The organism is Streptomyces sp. 549, assembly GCF_030124175.1.
GTDB lineage: Bacteria > Actinomycetota > Actinomycetes > Streptomycetales > Streptomycetaceae > Streptomyces.
On record NZ_JASKMT010000018.1, the window covers coordinates 102,440 to 120,024 of the forward strand.

Genomic DNA, 17,585 nt, shown 5'->3' on the forward strand with positions numbered 1-17,585 from the left:
TGGGAGGCGGGCTTTCGGAAGGGTGCGGGGGCGCGGGCCGCCTCCCGCCCGGAGGGCGCTCCGGTCAGGAGCGGGAGCAGCGCCCGGTTCCGCCGCCCTGCGGGTAGCAGACGTACACCTTGTCGTCCGCGTCGTCGCTCAGGTAGCGGCCCACGCAGTCGTCCGGCTGGGTCCGTCCTCGGGCGGCGCAGTACCGCACGGCGTCCTTGCCGTCGGTGAACGGGCCGGTCGCGTAGACCACCCAGTATCCGGGGTTGAGGGACGCGTGGTCGTCGCTTCGCAGCAGCTTGGCCTCCGGCACCTCCGTGCGCACCGCCGCCAGCCGCCGGTCGCGCACCTCGGTGCCGCTGCTGACGGGCTCCGAGAACAGCTGGGCGACCCAGGCGCCCTCCGTTCCGCCCCCCGGCTTCTCGGCGTCCGGGGACGGCTTCGGCTCGTCGGCGCCGGGCGAGGCGTCCGGCGACGCGTCGGACACCTCGTCTGAGGTCTCCGGCTGCCCCTTCGCCCCACCGTCCTGCCGGTCGTCGGTGTGGGGCTCTTCGGCGTCGGGCGCCGGTGTGGCGGGCTTGTCGCCGTTCGTGCCGCCGTCAGCGGTGCCGTTCGCCGTAGCGCCACCGCCGGGTGCGGAGGCCGACGGCGTCTCCTTGCCGGCGGCCTCACCGTTCCGGCCGCTGCCCCACGCCAGCACTCCGCTGACCACCAGCGCCACCACGACCACCGCGGCGGCAGCCGCCGCCATGGTCGTCCGCCGGCTGCGTCCGCCACCGGCGGGTGCGGGCGGGAGAGTGGGTGCCGCAGCGGCGGGCGGGCCGGCCTGCGCCCCGCCGCCGGGTGGCGGTGTGGGCGGCGCCCCGAACGCGGGCTGCCCGGGCGGCACGGGAGCGGACTGCGTGGGCGCCGACTCCACGGGCGGGGGCTGCACGGGGAACGGCTCCACGGTGGTGGGCGTGGCGACGGACCGTGGGCCGTCGCCCGCAGGCCCGGAGGCAGCCTCGGCCAGCATGCCGTCCAGCGCCTCGGCGTCCGGACGGGCCTGCGGGTCGCGCACCAGTAGCGCTTCGAGCACCGGCGTGAGCGGCCCGGCCAACCGCGGCGCGGGCACCGGCTCGTCCAGCACCGCGGCCAGCGTCGCCAGCGACGTGCCGCGGCGCAGCGGACTGTGGCCCTCGACGGCGACGTACAGCGTCATGCCCAGCGACCACAGGTCGGAGGCGGGGTGGTCCGCCACGCCCCGGATGCGCTCCGGCGCGATGTACTCGGGTGAGCCGATCAGCTCACCGGTAGCGGTGAGCGCGGTGGAGTCCTGCAGCGCGGCGATGCCGAAGTCGGTCAGGACGGCCGAACCGTCCTCCCGCAGCAGCACGTTGCCCGGCTTGACGTCCCGGTGGTGGATGCCCGCCCGGTGCGCGGCGCGCAGCGCGGCCAGTACGTCCCGGCCGACGGCTGCGGCCTTCCGCGACGGCATCGGGCCGTCGGCCACGAGGTCCTGGAGGCTGCCGCCCAACACCAGCTCCATCACGAGCCACGGGTGCTCACCCTGGTCGATGATGTGGTGGATCGTCACCACGTGCGGGTGGTTGAGGCGGGCCAGTGCCCGCGCCTCGCGCAGCACCCGCTCCCGCAGCATGCGGGACGCCTCCGACCCCTCGGGCGCCAGCACCGGGTCCGGCGGCCGCACCGCCTTCAGCGCCACCTCCCGCTGGAGGGCCAGGTCCCGTGCCCGCCACACCGTGCCCATGCCCCCGCTGCCGAGCGGCTCCAGCAGCTCGAAGCGCCCGTCGATGATCTGTCCCTGCGTTCCCCCGGCCATGGGGGTCAGATTACGGTCCGCACCGGCCGCCCCGGTACGCGCCCCGGCCAAGAACCGCCTTGGGACGGCGGGTTGGCCGGGGACGGTTCCTCGCCGCCGACCGGACCTTTTTGCTTGAACGGTTCGGGGCGCTTAATGGGTGCGGGCGCTTGGCGCGGTCCGGGGAGGCCGAGGGGTTCCGGGCTGCTCGGTTCGGGGCCGCGTGGTTCGGCGGCGGACTCCGCCTGGACAGGTGACCGCTCGCACACCGGAGCGGAACTTGCCGCTCCGGGCCGTTGGCGGCGAAGATCCGGACATGTCCTCCTCAGTCCAGCCCGCCCCGGACGCCGACCGGCGTCCGGGAGCGGCCCGCGCGGCGGCCGTACTGGCCCTGGTGGCCGCCGCCGCGGTGATATCCCTGCTCGGCCCGTCAGCCGCCCTGGACGGCACGGGGGAGGGCACCGGGCCGGGCGCCCGCACCCTCACCCTGCTGCGGACCGTGATGTTCGCCGCCCTGTGCGTGCACGTCGGCGAACTGCTCACCGCCCGGCTCGTCCGCCGGGTGCCGGAACTCCCCGAAGGGCCGATGCCGCGTCCGTGGGCGCCCACGGCAGCCGCCGTCGGCATGTTCGCCGCCCTCGGCCTCGCGGCGATCGTCGCCAACGGCAACCGGCTGCCGCAGTCGCTCGCCGAACTCGACCTGGGCCGCCTCTACGGCAACCACGACGGCACACTCGCCCTGCTGGAGGTCAACGGCTTCCTGGTGGCCTGGATGTGCTCGATGTCCCGGCGGCCGCAGACCGCCGCGCTGCCGCTGGCCGTGGTGGTCGTCGCCGAGGCGCTGCGCGCCCACCCCGAGCAGTACACCCCGCTGCTGGGCAGCGCCCTGACCCTGGTCCACCTCACCTGCGCCGCACTGTGGACCGGCGGCCTGCTGCACGTGCTGCGCACCATGGCCCGCTGGCGTGCCGCCCCGGCCGCCGCAGCCGGCCTGCTGGGCCTCTACGCGCGCTTCGCCACCGTGCTCTTCGCCGCGCTCACCGTCACCGGAGTCGCCAGCACCCTGCGCCGTCTGCCGCTGGACGCCTGGCTCTCCACCGCCTACGGGCGCGTCCTCCTGGCCAAGCTGCTGCTGGTCGCCGTGATCGCCGCCCTCGCCGTCACCGCCCGCCGGCGGTTGCGCCGCGAGCGCGACCCGTGGGCCGCGATGGCCCCGGCACGGGCCGAGGTGTGGGTGCTGTTCGCGGTCGTCGCCGTGTCCGCCCTGCTCACGGCGGTACCGGTCCCGTTCGTGTGGGGCATGCCCTGGCCTTTTGGGCGCTGAACGGCGGGCGCGGGAACTGCGGCGCTTTCCGGAGGTTCACAGAGCGCGCGGCCGTCGGGAGACGACCCGTCCACGCCGAGCGGCCCGGGGCGCAGTGCGTCCCGGGCCGCTGAGTGACCGCCCTTCAGGCGGGTCCGGCTACTTCTTGAGCTTGGAGTCGATGACCTGGTTGTACTGGTCGGGGGCCATCGGCGCGTTCTGCTGTTCGCCGACGCCCGCCTTCTCACCGTTGACCTTGACGGTGGGGGTGCCCGTGACGTCCTTGGCATCGTCGAACTTCTGCGACATCTTGACCGCCCACGGGTCGAAGGTGCCGTTGTTGACGGCGTCCTCGAACTCCTTGTTGCCCTTGAGTTCCTTGATGTCCTGAGCGAGCTCGATCAGGTGCTCGTCCTCGCCGAACTTGTCCGGACCGGACTCGTCCGGGTGGTGCTCGGCCGAGTACAGCAGCTTCTTGTACTCCAGGAAGGCCTCGGGGCTCACGTTGTAGGCCGCACCGAGCGCGCTGAGCGCGTTCTTCGAGCCGGTGCCTGCGATGGAGGGGTTCTTGTCCAGGAAGGTGCCGAAGACGAACTCGGCCTTGTACTTGCCGTCCTCGATGTCCTTCTCGATCACCTCGCCGTTGGCCTGCTCGAAGGAGGCGCAGACGGGGCAGCGCATGTCCTCGTAGACGGTGACGGTGTTCTTGGCGTCCTTGTCACCGAGGAAGAGGTCCGTGCCGTCCTTGCCCTCGGTGCCGGCGGGCGTCTCGTAGCCCTTGTACTGGCCCGACGCCTTCGTGCTGTCGGCGACCTTCGCCGCGGCGTCCCAGTCGCTGGCGTCGCCGTCGCTGCTGCCGCCCATGTTGGTCACGGCCACACCGATGCCGCCCGCGATCGCGAGCACGGCTATCGCGGCGACGCCGATGCCGAGGTTGCGCTTGAGCTTGTCCTTCTTGGCCTGCTTCTCACGCTCGATGCGCAGCCGCTCGCGGGCTTCACGCTTGGCTTCCTGGCTGTTGCGCTTGCTCATGGTTTCTCTTGCTCCGTGGTGTGTGGGGACGGACGTGCTCAGGCGGCTGTGGTGAAAGCCGTGAGCGGCGGTCCCCTACGTACCACGGAGTGAGCCAGCGCCGGCAGGGCGGGCCGGGCCGCCGCCCGGTCGGTCCGGAGACCGGGGAGGCGGTCCGGAAGCGGTGCGGGTCGGAGCGCGGCCAGTCCGGTCAGCAGTGGCCGGAACCACCGCGACGCCTCGGCGGACGCGGTGTGCAGCAGCCGCGACAGCGCCTGCTCACCGCGGTGCAGCCAGGCGGCTGCGGCCAGGCCGAGCCCGACGTGGGCGGCCAGCAGCAGCCAGGGTGTCATCGGATGGGCCAGGGGAGTGGCGGGTACGTCCCCGGCGAGGCGCGCCAGCGGCGTACCGAACTCACCGCCCGCGCAGATCAGGTCGAAGCCGACCGTGCGGAGTGGGCCGGTGACCGGGCCGCCGGACGGTCCGTAGCAGGTCTGCTGTCCGGTGGTGAAGACGGTGTCGGCCGCCAGCTCCAGCGGCACCAGCAGGGCCGCGATGCGCCAGAAACCGCGTTCCCGGCCGGCCAGGGCGAAGGCGATCACGAAGACCGCGCCCGTCACCGCCAGCAGCGGCACCAGGGGCACCGGCGTGGCGGACAGCAGGACGTGCGTGCCCACGGACAGCGTGACGCACACCGCGGTGAAGACCGCGGCGCGCGCTGCCCGGAAGCCTGCTCCTGATATGCCCATCGCGCCCGAGTGTGCCACGGTCGGGGTTAAGCGTCAGGTCAAGGGGACCGATCGGGATCATTCCGGAACCGGCACATGACCGTGAGCAGGCGGTATCGCCGGTCCCGGAAGGGGAGAAGGTGCGCGGCACCGCGCCCGTGGACGCGCCACCGCGCACCTCAGCCGTTCTCAGGAGAACCGCACCACGTTCCCCCAGCCGGTTGCGGCCACGGTCACCGGGTTCCCCGCCGCAGTGGGGCTTCCGGAGGAGCGCAGCAGGCGCCCGGCGGCGTCCGTGCTCCACAGGTCCGTGACGCCGTTGCCGTCCGCATCACCGGGAGCGGTCAGCCGGGGGCGGTCGAGGCTGCTCCACCCTGTTCCATAGCGGATGCGACTGCTCTGGTCGGCCAGCGACGCGGGTGCCGTGGACGTCGGATCGTCGGCCTCCGGCTGCCCGCGGTACAACCAGAGGTCTCCTGCGTCGTCGTCGCGTGCCAGCAGGTCGGCGTGTCCGTCGCCGTCGAGGTCACCGGGGGAGACGAGGGTGCGATCGCGCCACCCGCTGTCACCCACCAGGTACGGCTCGTCCAGCACGGCGCCGGCGTATCCCGGCAGGAACCACAGCTGGTCGCCGATGACGGCGAGGAAGTCCGTGACGGCCGATTCGCTGTCCGCGCTCAGATCTCCCACGGCCACCAGCTGGCTGATCGCCGAGGTGTCGACGTAGGCGTCGCCGTTCTCGTCAGCGAACTGCCCGACCTCCTGACGCGTGTCGTGGGAAACGGCGCCCAGACCGTCGTTCGGGTAGAGCCACAGCTTGCCGTCGGAGTGGCGGGTGACCAGATCCGTGTAGCCGTCACCCGTCCAGTCACCGCGCTGGGTGATCAGTGCTCCCTGCCAGCCGCCGGAGACGTCGATGTGCGGGGCGAGTCCGCCGGACCCGTTGCCCGGGTGCATCCGCAGCTGGCCGGAGCCGTCGATCGCGTAGAAGTCCGGGTGGCCGTCGCCGTTCAGGTCGCCGGGCTTGTCCTTGATCCCCGGGGACGCGGCGTAGAACGTGTACCGCTGGGTGTCGGAGGAGTTCCCCGCCCGGTCGACGGACTGCACGTACAGCGTGTGAGGACCGGTGCTGGTCGGGGTGATGGTGACCTTCGCCGTTCCACCGGCCGACGCCGGCTTGACGCTGCTGGTCGGGGGGTTCCTGTTCAGGTCGTACCGGTACTCGACGACATCGGTCACACCGCCGCTGCCGAGTGAGAAGACGCCGGGAGTGCGGGCGGCAGCGCCCTGATCGCCGTCCGTGCCGTCCGGGTACTCGACCGAATCGACCGTGGGCATGGCGCTGGGGCGATTCGGGTCGAAGGCGAAGCGGCAGCCGGGTTCGCCGAGCGGCGGGGTCCAGTCCGACGACGAATGGGCGTCGTGCGCCTTGGCCTTCCACGAGAAGTGTCCGTTCGCCGCACCGACGTGCTGGTTCAGCAGCGACTTCGGGACCGTGATGTGCGCGTAGGTGCCGGTGGTCTTCGACGTGACGGTCACCGACTTGTCGAGCAGCAGGCCCGGAGCCACGTTCCGTTTCCCGGTGGCCCACAGATGGAACTGCACACGCACGCTGCCGCCGTCGGGATCGGAGACGTAGGCGGACAGGCGCACGTCGGTGTTACCCACCCACACCTGCGAGCTGATACCGCAGTCCGTGCCGTTGTGTGTGCTGGGGACGGTGTCGAGGTTCCAGGGCGCCTTCGGCTCGCGGTTGTACTCCACGATGAGCTTGGGGTCGGTCCTGAAGCGTTTCCAGCCGAATGTGTCGGACTCGTCGCTCGCCCGCAGGCCGAGAGTGATGTTGGCCCACTTGTTCGCCGCTGCGCGCTTGGCTGCGACTGTGGCGTCGAAGTCCACTCCCTTGTCCGCGCATCCCACCGACTCGTTGCCACCGGCGGTGTTGAGGGTGTCCAGCTTCGTGGACCAGGAGGGCTGCTTGTTCCACGTGGTCGCCGAGCTGATGGCACCTGTCAGCCAGAGTTCGACCGGACGGGGGCTGCACGACCACGAGTGGGTGAGCGTGATGTTGAACTGGGCGTCGAGGACCTGCACACCGGCAAGGGCCTTGGAACCCATCCTGAAGAACGAACGCGCGGTTCCCTTACCGGACGACTCGTATCCGACCCGGGCGTCCTTCGCGCTGCTTCCCCACCCGGTCCCGTTCCAGTACGAGTTGTTCGGATAGGGCTTGTACGCGGTGGTCCACGCCTCGCGGTTGCCCGAGAACCGGGGGTCGATGTAGACGGGGAAGGTCGTCTCTTCCGACCGCAGCAGTTCCGGGTCCGGCGTGAGCGCCAAGGCGCGCTCGGAGACCTCCACCTTCACCTCCGCGCTGCGCACTCCCGGCTCGAGGTCCCCGCTCGGCTCCCGAGAACGGCCGGCCTCGTTCGCGGGCACGGCTGCCGCCCGACTCACACGGGCGGAAGCCGCGGTCTCCCCGGCGGTGGTTGAGGAGTCCCACATACGTGCGGTGGAGGTGGCGAACAGCGTCTGCCCCGCCGGGTTCACCGCGGTGAGCGACCCCGACTCGCTGTCGGAAAGGAGCTCCAGGCCCTTGGTGCCGAGGTCGAAGTCGATCTTCTGCAGGTCGTAGTGGCGGGCGGCCTCAGGGGTCTTCACGATGAGGACCTGGGAGAACCCGTCCACCTCCGCGGCGACCGAGAGGTCGACATCCGGCAGCACATCCGGATAACGCGCGATGTTTCCTTCGAGGACGGGCTTCGGCAGGGGCTTCGGCCAGGAGAGCGACAGTTCCCGCCCCTGGTCTGCCAGCTGGACCAGTGGGTCTGCCCCGCCCGCCGAGAAGCTGACGCTGCCGGCGGCGGCTCGAGGAGCCAAGCGGCCTTCAGACCGCGTGAGCGATGTGTCAACCGGAACCCAATCGCCGCTCTTCCGAACCCTCACGGGCTGGGCGTGCTGCGTGAGTCGGAACGTGCCGCCCGGCTGCGCGTGGACCTCGCTCGTCTCCGTGCGCAGCTCGCTCACCTCGACGTCCTTTCCGCTACGAGCCGCTCGGTCCAACGCCGCCTGCTCTGCGGTGAGTGGCTGCGTCGCGAGATCCTGCTCAGCCGCCCCGGCGGAAACCGGAGGGAGCAGGCCGAGCATCGTGCCGGCCAGCACGGCCGCCAGGGCCGAGCGTGTGGGCGAGCCACTCAGCCGAGGGCGTCTGAATCGTATGTCGGACATGTCAGTCGTACCTCTGGTCCTTCCCTAAGGGAGCAACTGGCCGGAACAGTAACCGGTGTTGTGACCTGCGGCCTTTACCAGTTCTTGGTAGGTCAAGAAATGATCACGGCCCTTGTCGGAGCACGCAGGGTGACCGTACGGTTCCATCGCTTACATGATCTTTAGGGGTGGGGACACTCGTGCAGCAGCTCCTCAGGCAGCTCAAGTACCTGTCGCATTGGCGTTGTTCGGTGACGCTGGCCACCTTCGTCGCCATGCTCGTCACGCTGGTGCCGCAGGTGGACATCGCCGAAGCGGCGACGCTTCGCGCCGAGCTCCCCGAGCTCAAGCGCGAGGCGTCCGTTCCCGGTAAGGACCACCGTCCTGGCAAGCCGTCCGGCAAGGACGAGGCGTCCCGGGAGTGGCGTCCCGGGGACGACTCCTGGCAGGCGGCTGCCGAGATCCTGCCGGTGGCTGAGGGGTCGGCGTCCGCTGACGCTGCCGAGCGTCGGCAGAAGAACCTGCTGCGGTCAGGCTCGGCCGCAGAACTGCGGCGCGGAAACGTTCCGGTGGCCCTGCGGCCCGCGGAGGCGACATCCGGCCAGGGCAAGTCCGGCAAGGGACGCAAGGCGGAGGGCCGCTCGGCTCCGCGAGCCCGGACCGGCGACACGGCACGCGTGGAGGTCAAGGGCCTTGACGCCGCGCGACGTGCCGGTGTGGCGGGCGTGCTGTTCACCGTCGCGCCGGCCACCCCCGGCGGCGCCCGCGCGGACGACGCTCCCCGGCCCGCCACCGGGCGGGTGGGCGTGGAAGTCGACTACTCCGGCTTCGGCGGGCACTTCGGCGGCGACTGGGGCTCCCGCCTCAACCTGGTCCAACTCCCCGCCTGCGCGCTCACCACCCCCGCCAAGGACGAGTGCCGCACCCCCAAGCCCCTCGACGGCGCCAACGACCCCGCCCAGCAGACGGTCACCGCCGAGGTTGAGCTGCCGTCCGCCGCGCCCAGTTCCCGTACGGCAGCCGCACCGATGGTCTTCGCCGCGGTGGCTGCCGCCTCGGGTTCCTCCGGCTCGTACGCGGCCACTCCGCTGTCACCGTCGGGTTCGTGGATGGCCGGCAGTTCCTCCGGGGGGTTCTCGTGGACCTACCCCTTCGACGCCCCCGAGGTGCCGGGCGGCCCGCAGCCCGAGATCGCGCTCGGGTACTCCTCGCAGGCCGTGGACGGCCGGACCGCCTCCACCAACGCGCAGTCCTCCTGGATCGCCGAAGGCTGGGACTACGAGCCGGGCTTCGTCGAACGTCGCTACCGTCCCTGCTCGGACGACCAGGGCGGCGGTGCGAACAACACAGCCAAGACCGGGGACCTGTGCTGGGGCTCCGACCAGGTGGTCATGTCCCTGGGCGGCAGCTCCGTGGAGCTGGTCAAGGACGACACGTCGGGCGAGTGGCGTCCCGCTGACGACGACGGCTCGCGCGTGCAGCGCAGGACCGGCGCGGACAACGGCACCAAGGACGGCGAGTACTGGGTCGTCACCACCACCGACGGCACCCAGTACCACTTCGGCCTGAACAAGCTGCCCGGCGCGCCCGAGGGGACGGTCACCCACTCGACTGCCACCGTGCCCGTCTACGGCAACCACCCCGGCGAGCCCTGCCACGCAAGCACGTTCGCCGCTTCGTCGTGCAACCAGGCGTGGCGATGGAACCTGGACTACGTCGTCGACACCCACGGCGACGCCATGAGCCTGTGGTGGGCCAAGGAGACCAACCGGTACGGGGCGAACAACAAGGACACCGGCGTCGCCTACACCCGCGCCACCCACCTGCGGCGCATCGACTACGGGCAGCGGGCCTCCGCGCTGTTCTCGGCGCAGCCGGCCGGGCGTGTGGCCTTCACCGTCGCCGAACGCTGCCTGCCCACCTCCACCTTCGACTGCGCCGAGTCCAGCCGGACGACGGCCAACGCCAGCCGCTGGCCGGATGTTCCCCTGGACCGGCAGTGCAACGCGGGCGAAGCGTGCAAGGACAAGAACTCGCCCACCTTCTGGTCCACCAAGCGCCTCACGAAGCTCAGCACCCAGGTGCTGGTCGGCAGCTCGCTGAAGACCGTCGACACGTGGACGCTCGACCAGTCCTTCCCCGCCACCGGTGACGGCACCTCGCCGGCTCTGTGGCTCAAGTCCGTCACCCGAACCGGCCATGGCGCCGACGGAAGCACCGCCACCATGCCGAAGGTCTCCTTCCGCGGTGTGCAGCTCGACAACCGGGTCGACGGCGTCGAGGGACTGCCCCCCTTCTCGCGCTACCGGGTGCAGGCAGTGGACACCGAGACCGGCGGCACCATCTCGGTCACTTACTCGGACCGCGACTGCCGCGCGCTGGAGCCGAAGCGGCTGCCCGCCAACCCGCACGGCAACACCATGCGCTGCTACCCGCAGTACTGGACGCCTGAGGGCGCATGGGAGCCGGTGCAGGACTGGTTCCACAAGTACGTCGTCACCCAGGTCCGGGAGGAGGACAACGTCACCGACGCCCCACCGAAGGTGACCTCCTACGAGTACCTCGGTGGCGCGGCCTGGGCGTGGGACGACAGCGAGTTCACCGAGACCAAGAACCGCACGTGGAGCCAGTACCGCGGCTACGAGCGGGTCCGTACCCGCATCGGCGCGGGAGACGACGTCAAGCAGCTCTCCGAGCACCGCTACTTCCGCGGGATGAACGGCGACCGCCTGCCGGGCGGAGCGAAGCGCAGCGCGGCCGTCACCGACTCCGAGGGCACGACGATCACCGACGAGTCGCAGTACCAGGGGCAGCTCCGCGAGGAGCTGACCTACGCCTCCGACGGCGGTGCGGTGGAGAGCGCGTCCGTGCACACGCCGTGGTCGAAGAAGACCGCCACCCGCAAGCGTGCCGGGACGACCGACCTCGAGGCGTACCAGGTAAGGCCCTCCGTCACCCAGACGCGGGAACGCGCGGGCGGCACCAACTGGCACCGATCCAGCGAGACCACCACGTTCGACGAGTACGGCATGCCGACCCGGGTGGACGAGGTGACCTCGGGAGGCAGCAAGCGCTGCACCGTGACCACCTACGCCCGCAACACCGCGAAGCACATCATGGACGCCCAGATCCGGGAGGTGACCACGGCGGCTGCCTGTGGCACGTCCGGAGCGACGGTGCTCGACGACACCCGCACGCTGTACGACGGCCAGGAGTACGGCAAGGCCCCCGTCACCGGTCTCGCCACCGAGGTCCAGGAGCGCAACGAGGCCGGGACCGGCCACCTCACCGTCGACCGCACCGAGTACGACATCCACGGCCGGGAGACCACGACGTGGGACACCGAGGGTGAGAAGACCACCGTCGCCTACACGCCTGCCACCGGGGCGGTGCCCACCAGGACGGTCACGACCGACCCGTTGGGACACACGGACACCGTCGAGTTCGACCCTCTGCGCGGACTGCCGCTGGCCGAGATCGACGCCAACGGCAAGCGCGCCGACCTGGAGTACGACCCGCTCGGCAGGCTGCTCAAGGTGTGGGAGATCGACCGGGACAAGGCGACCCAGACACCCACGGCCACGTACGACTACCAGATCCGCGGCAACGCACCCACCGTCGTCACCTCTCGCACGCTCAAGGACAACGGCCAGTACGCCGTCTCCCACGAGATACTCGACGGGCTGCTGCGCACCCGTCAGACCCAGGACGAGGCGACCGGCGACGGCCGCATCGTCAACGACACCTTCTACGACAGCGCCGGCCGCGACTTCAAGACCAACGACGGCTACTACAACGAGCAGGAGCCGTCGACCGCCCTGCTGATCGTCGGCGACAACGCGGTCCCCTCGCAGACCCGCGTCACCTACAACGGCCTGGGTGAGCCCGTATCGGAGACCTCCTACTTCCGCGGCGAGGAACGCCACCGCACCACGATCGAGCGCACCGGCGACTCCACCACCACCGTGCCGCCGAAGGGCGACACCGTCACCACCACCTTCACCGACTCCGAAGGCCGCGTGGCGAAGCTGCGTGAGTACTCCAAGCGGGATCGCAGCGAGTGGCGGGACACCACCTACCACTACGACACGCTCGACCAGTTGGTGAAGATCACCGCCCCCGGTGGAGCCGAGACGAGCTTCGCCTACGACGGGCGCGGGCGTACGACATCGGTGACCGACCCCGACGGCGGCACCACCACCTACACCTACGACAACTCCGACCGCCTGGTCACCACGACCGACGCCCGCGGCAACACGCTGCACACCAGCTACGACAAGGGCGGCCGCCCCGTGGCGGTACGGGAGGACGGACCCGGCGGGGCGAAGCGCCTGGAGTGGACCTACGACACGCTCGGCATGGGCCTGCCCGTCGCCGCGATCCGGCACCACGACGGCAAGCAGTACCGCGACGAGGTCACCGGCTACGACAAGGCCTACCGCCCCACCGGCACGCGGACCGTGATCCCCGAGTCGGAAGGCCTCATCGGCGGCACCTACTCCTACAGGTACAGCTACACGCCCACCGGGAACCTGTTCTGGGTCGAACTGCCCGGCATGGCGGGACTCACCACGGAACGCGTGGTCTTCCGCTACAACTCCGACGACCTGCCCATCTCCATCGGTGGTGCCGCCAACTACGTCACCGACGTCCAGTACTCGGCATTCGGCGAGGTGCTCCGCACGGAGTCGGGTGCCACGGGGCGCAAGGTCTGGGGCTCCTACGAGTTCGACGAGTTCACCAAGCGTCTGAGCCGAGCCGTCTTCGACCGGTCCACCAACCCCGGGCGCATCGACGACGTGCGCTACCGGTATGACGAGGCCGGCAACGTCACCGGTGTCACCAGCACCCCGGGCCAGGCCGTCAGCACCGAGCCGGAGACCGACCGCCAGTGCTTCGCCTACGACCAGCTCCGCCGGATGACGTCCGCGTGGACGGCGAAGCAGGACTGCGCGGAGGCGCCGGCCAAGGACACGGTCGGCGGACCGGACGCGTACTGGCACAGCTACACGTTCGACGAGGCCGGGAACCGGACCAAGCTCGTCGAGCACGACACCAGCGGTGACACGGCCAAGGACGTCACCCGCACCTACCGCTACGGCAGGAACGGGGTCGGCGGCCCCAACGCGCTGGCCGAGATCACCTCCAGCGGGCCCGGCGGTGAGCGGCTCAACACCTTCGACTACGACCGGGCGGGCAACACCACCAAGCGCCAGCAGGGCGGCACCACCCAGACCCTGACCTGGGACGTCGAAGGCCAGCTGGTGAAGGTCGAGCAGCCGGTCGAGGACGGACCGGACAAGGTCACCTCCTACCTCTACGACGCGGGCGGCGAGCGCCTGATCCGCACCGGTGCGGACGGCAAGAAGACGCTGTACCTCGGCGACATCGAACTGACGGCTGACAACACCACCGGCGAAACCACCGCCGAGCGCTTCTACCAGCACCCCGACGGTTCCACGACGGTGCGCGCCACGGGCGGCGTCCGGCAGCTGATGCTGAGCGACCACCACGGCACGTCCAACACCGTCGTCGACCTGGTGGACCCGGCGATGGCCGTGACCCGCCGCCAGTCCATGCCCTTCGGTGAGGTCCGCGGCGGTGAACCGGGAGACTGGCCCGGCCAGCGCGGCTTCGTCGGCGGCACCCGCGATCCCGACACCGGCCTCACCCGCCTGGGCGCCCGGGACTACGACCCGGCGACCGGCCGGTTCATATCCGTCGACCCCATGGTCGACTACACCGAACCCGCAACCATCAACCCGTACGCCTACGCCAACAACGGACCGGCCACCTTCTCCGACCCCGACGGGCTCTTCTTCCCGATCCTGGTCGGCATCGCGGCCCGCATCGCCATCCAGGCCGCGATCCGTGCGGCGGCCCGCTACGCCGCCCGCCGTGCGGCCCAGGCGGCGGCTCGTGCGGCTGCCCGTGCCGCCGCCCGCCGTGCGGCTGCCCGCGCCGCCGCCCGCCGTGCCGCCGCTCGCGCGGCTGCCCGCCGCGCTGCGGCCCGTCGTGCGGCTGCCCGTCGTGCTGCCGCCGCCCGGCAGGCAGCGGCCCGTGCCGCGGCGCGTCGAGCCTCGCAGCGGCGTATGGCCGCGCAGGCGCGGCAGCGCACGGCACGCAACAACGCGCGCCGGGCCCAGGCGCAGCGTGCGGCACGGCAGAAGGTGAAACCGAAGCCGCGCCCTGCTCCCAGGAGTCAGCCGAAGCCCAAGCCGAAGCCGTCGCAGCAGAAGAAGCCCGCGCAGCAGCAGCGCCGGACGCAGGATGCGAAGCAGGAGGGCAAGAACGAGGCCGCCGACGGGCTGATGGACACCGTCTCCAACAGCGGTGGAGGGGGCAGCTGCAAGACCGGCAACAGCTTCACTCCGGACACGTTGGTGCTGATGGCGGACGGTTCCAAGAAGCCGATCGGCGACATCAAGGTTGGCGACCGGGTGGTCGCCACTGACCCGAAGACGGGGAAGACCGGTTCGAAGACGGTCACCGCCACGATCCTCGGTGAGGGCGCCAAGAACCTGGTGAAGGTCACGATCCGCACGGCGGAGGCCGCGCCGTCGGCGATTCCTGTCGCCGCCGGTTCTGAGGCGAACCGCGGCGGGGACGGATCGTCAGCCACGGCATCGCCATCACGTGATGACGGTGACGGCTCGAAGCACACGACCGCGTCCGTTGTCGCTACCGACGGGCATCCGTTCTGGGTACCGGAACTGGGCGAGTGGCTGGACGCCGGTGAGCTGAAGGCCGGCCAGTGGCTCCAGACCTCTTCCGGCACCTGGGTCCAGATCGCCGCGGTCAAGGCGTGGACCCAGCAAGCGACCGTTCACAACCTCACGGTCGAAGGCATCCACACGTACCATGCCCTGGCGGGCGCCACGCCGGTCCTGGTCCACAATTGTGGCGAGGCAACCAAACAGGAGCTCACGCAACTCGGCAAAGCTCGAATCGAAGAAGTCAAATCCGGCCTAGGTGAAGGTGATCAGCTTCCGGGTGCTTTCAGCGTCGGACGTGATCGCACCACAGGGCAGGTGTACTACGGTGAAAGTGGTCCCAGTACAGGACTGCACCCCGACGTGGAAGCACGCCTGCCCGCCCGATCGCAGCTCCTCAACCTCCGCCCACCCGGGGTGTGTGCAGAGGCACGCATGTGTACCAACGCACTGAACGGTGGAGCCTCGCTGCGGAACCTGGATATCGTCACGCTTAATCCGAGGGGTAAGAAGTTCAAAATGTGCCCGAACTGTCAAACCTGGGTTCCTGGTGCTGTGAGAAGAGTGCTGACGGGATGAGCAAATCTCCGCATGCCGCGGATCGGGATGAGGTTCTTCGGCAGAAGTTTCCCGACGCCGTCCGTGTGGAGGTGGGAAGTACTCCGCTGCGGGTAGTTCTTAGCCGCTACGAGGCTGCGGGTTACCCTATCAGCGAATACCTACGGGCCGTAATGGAGGATTACCACGAGGTTGCGATAGTGTGGCTTTTTGGTGATCTCGAAATTGCCCTCAGTGTCGCGGTTGAAGATGCGATAGAAATTTATCCGGGCAACGTTAGGATCTACTCCCGTCGAGTGGGGAAGCCGCTGACTCCATTGGGCTTGGCCTTCGATACGGAAGAGGCTGTGCTCCTCGCAGAAGACGAAGATGTGTATCTTGCGGGTGACGCAGGAATGCAGTACGTGGGAAACGGGTTCGTGAAGTCCGTCCGGGCTCTCATCTCTGGCGAGTGGGACAAGACATTCTTCTAGCTGAACTCGTACTAGCGTGAGTGGGTACGTGGGGTCTGCTGCTGGATGGCAGGCCCCACTCTTTTGAGCTCGTAACACGATCATATCCGGACGAGGTGTGTTCAAGGGAGCACGTACTGCTCGTGAGGCTTGGTATTCGTTTGCTTTCAGTTGGACAGCTCTTCGCTCTTGCGGGGTCGGTAGGGCGTGACCAGTCTGGTGTTCGGGTGGCCGCCGTCCGCGATGGTCATGGTGTTGCCGACGACGGCGTTGGTCCCGGGTTCTTCCCATGCCTTGCAGTCGTTGCGGTTGCCGGGGAGCGGCTGGCCGACCACGACAACCAGTCTGCCTGTCGGCGGCGATGGCGACTTGGTGGTTCGGTTTAGTAGCGGTAGTTCTTGGACTGTGTGGTCGCGGGTGGGCACCAGAGCGTCGTCCAAGGTGAGCACGGCTTCCTTGCGGGGCTGGAAAGCAAGGAGGGCCCGAGGTGGTCGTGAGGCGGGCGGCTGTGGACTTGGAGGCGCCGGAGATAGGGGAGCTGGTGCATCGTCAAGTTCATGCCTCAGCAAGATCATTGGGCGCCTCTAGGACGGAAGGAGTGGGGATGCCAGTTCGGTGCGAGGTCGAGGATCTGATTACTGCGGGATCGCTCCCCTCGGAAGAGGCATCCGAAGAGGAGATCGCTCAGGCTCAGCGCCTGCTCGAAAACATCGCTGCGCCGGTGTCGGACGAGGAGGCGCAGGCGCTGGCGGCGTGCTTCGGTCCTGATGACTGCCATGGCCTTTCATGGACCTTGCTGCATCTGATCGAAACAGCACTAGGCGCTCAGAATGCGAGGTATTCACGGAACGTCGAAAACCCGTGGGTTCAATTGCTCACCGCTCGTGTCGAAGCCGCGCGAGGAAGCCGGGGGTAGCGTGAACGGGGTCGTACTGTGGGTGCGGAAAGCGGCCACCGCGATCATGGTCGTTTGCGAGAGGGGGTCGCGGACTTAACTTGCACGTAACCGTCTCGACCGGAAGAGGTAGCCGGTGTCTGTAGCACAACTTGCGCAGTGGGCGAGAGTGAGCTACCCGCAGGTCCGACACGATATTGACTGGGTTGACGTGGCCAGGCGAATCGGCACTCCTCTTCCTTCCGACTATCGTGAGATGGTCGCGAACTTCGGAGGTGGCAGTTTTGATTCGCATCTGTGGATCCATGCTCCTCGAGGCGATGGTGAGCCTTATGATCTGGCCGACGGAGCGGCTGAGCGGATGGAAGCGCTGTGTCTCCTCTGGCAGGCCGGTGAGGGCGTACCGTCATGGCTGGACGCGCGACGCGACAAGCTGATCGCCTGGGCCAGCACTGGTAACGGGGAGTGCATCTACTGGTGGAATGCACGCGGGCAGGCGAGCGCTGACGACTGGCCGGTAGCTGTGCAGAGCATTGATGGTGACTGGGAAGTCTTCGAAATGTCGAGCAGTGACCTTCTTCTTGCGTGGGTGACGGGGTGCCTCCGTACGGAGTTGCTCTCAGCCGACTTTGCCCACTTTTCGCACTCGTTCAGTCACTATGATGGGCGCATCCTTGAGTAGCGTGGCCAGGTCGAGGCGCGGACTCAGAGAGTTCCGGCCACCCCCTGTGGCTGTTGCGGCTGCTTGTTGAAGATCCTGAAATCGGTTTACGCCCATGATTCGTTTCGACTTGATAAATCCTAATGTACTTGTGGCGCTCGTAGCATGTGGATGGAGCGCAGAGAGAGTGGTAGACGCTGGTCAATGAGCGTTTCCGATCTACGCTCTGGGGAGTGAAGATCGTTTCTGCATGACCGCGAGGATGGCG

9 protein-coding genes and 1 pseudogene are annotated in these 17,585 nt (G+C 69.3%); 5 read left to right on the forward strand and 5 right to left on the reverse strand.

Annotated features, from left to right (window positions below; all coding sequences use genetic code 11):
• Window positions 1–64: 64 nt before the first annotated feature.
• On the reverse strand, window positions 65–1,810 hold the full coding sequence (locus QNO07_RS19685; RefSeq protein ID WP_283993498.1) for a serine/threonine-protein kinase: 1,746 nt from the start codon (window positions 1,808–1,810) through the stop codon (window positions 65–67).
• 295 nt (window positions 1,811–2,105) lie between these two features.
• On the opposite strand from QNO07_RS19685, the gene QNO07_RS19690 reads away from it, so the two are divergent.
• On the forward strand, window positions 2,106–3,113 hold the full coding sequence (locus tag QNO07_RS19690) for a CopD family protein (protein ID WP_283993499.1): 1,008 nt from the start codon (window positions 2,106–2,108) through the stop codon (window positions 3,111–3,113).
• A 138-nt stretch (window positions 3,114–3,251) separates the two neighbouring features.
• Here QNO07_RS19690 and QNO07_RS19695 read toward each other — a convergent pair whose 3' ends face one another.
• The 3 genes from QNO07_RS19695 to QNO07_RS19705 all read right to left on the reverse strand — a co-directional run bounded on the left by QNO07_RS19695 (window position 3,252) and on the right by QNO07_RS19705 (window position 7,711).
• Window positions 3,252–4,124 (reverse strand): thioredoxin domain-containing protein, encoded by an 873-nt coding sequence (locus QNO07_RS19695; protein ID WP_283993500.1) that lies wholly within the window; start codon window positions 4,122–4,124, stop codon window positions 3,252–3,254.
• A gap of 38 nt (window positions 4,125–4,162) precedes the next feature.
• Complete coding sequence (locus QNO07_RS19700) at window positions 4,163–4,852, reverse strand: hypothetical protein (RefSeq protein WP_283993501.1); 690 nt, start codon at window positions 4,850–4,852, stop codon at window positions 4,163–4,165.
• 168 nt (window positions 4,853–5,020) lie between these two features.
• Window positions 5,021–7,711, reverse strand: a complete 2,691-nt coding sequence (locus tag QNO07_RS19705; RefSeq protein ID WP_283993502.1) for a DNRLRE domain-containing protein — start codon at window positions 7,709–7,711, stop codon at window positions 5,021–5,023.
• Between the two features lie 578 nt (window positions 7,712–8,289).
• Here QNO07_RS19705 and QNO07_RS19710 point away from each other — a divergent pair.
• Window positions 8,290–15,330: an RHS repeat-associated core domain-containing protein gene (locus QNO07_RS19710; protein WP_283993503.1), complete on the forward strand. Its 7,041-nt coding sequence runs from the start codon at window positions 8,290–8,292 to the stop codon at window positions 15,328–15,330.
• Entirely contained in the window at window positions 15,327–15,782 is a 456-nt protein-coding gene (locus tag QNO07_RS19715) for an SUKH-3 domain-containing protein (RefSeq protein ID WP_283993504.1), read from the forward strand. The genes QNO07_RS19710 and QNO07_RS19715 overlap by 4 nt, the downstream gene beginning before the upstream one ends.
• A gap of 161 nt (window positions 15,783–15,943) precedes the next feature.
• Here the strand turns inward: QNO07_RS19715 and QNO07_RS27730 are convergent.
• Window positions 15,944–16,317: pseudogene (locus QNO07_RS27730) on the reverse strand (IS5/IS1182 family transposase); the annotation flags it as partial.
• A 48-nt stretch (window positions 16,318–16,365) separates the two neighbouring features.
• Between QNO07_RS27730 and QNO07_RS19725 the strand changes: the two are divergent.
• Window positions 16,366–16,677 carry a hypothetical protein gene (locus QNO07_RS19725; RefSeq protein WP_283993506.1) on the forward strand — a complete coding sequence of 104 codons (312 nt, stop codon included), beginning with the start codon at window positions 16,366–16,368 and terminating at the stop codon, window positions 16,675–16,677.
• Window positions 16,678–16,912: 235 nt separating this feature from the next.
• Window positions 16,913–17,338 (forward strand): hypothetical protein, encoded by a 426-nt coding sequence (locus QNO07_RS19730; protein ID WP_283993507.1) that lies wholly within the window; start codon window positions 16,913–16,915, stop codon window positions 17,336–17,338.
• The last annotated feature ends 247 nt before the right edge of the window (window positions 17,339–17,585 follow it).

Coding starts and splice junctions, on each gene's coding strand:
- QNO07_RS19685 (WP_283993498.1), bottom strand. CDS start 1,810: ATGGCCGGGGGAACGCAGGGACAGATCATCGACGGGCGCTTCGAGCTG.
- QNO07_RS19690 (WP_283993499.1), top strand. CDS start 2,106: ATGTCCTCCTCAGTCCAGCCCGCCCCGGACGCCGACCGGCGTCCGGGA.
- QNO07_RS19695 (WP_283993500.1), bottom strand. CDS start 4,124: ATGAGCAAGCGCAACAGCCAGGAAGCCAAGCGTGAAGCCCGCGAGCGG.
- QNO07_RS19700 (WP_283993501.1), bottom strand. CDS start 4,852: ATGGGCATATCAGGAGCAGGCTTCCGGGCAGCGCGCGCCGCGGTCTTC.
- QNO07_RS19715 (WP_283993504.1), top strand. CDS start 15,327: ATGAGCAAATCTCCGCATGCCGCGGATCGGGATGAGGTTCTTCGGCAG.
- QNO07_RS19725 (WP_283993506.1), top strand. CDS start 16,366: ATGCCAGTTCGGTGCGAGGTCGAGGATCTGATTACTGCGGGATCGCTC.
- QNO07_RS19730 (WP_283993507.1), top strand. CDS start 16,913: ATGGTCGCGAACTTCGGAGGTGGCAGTTTTGATTCGCATCTGTGGATC.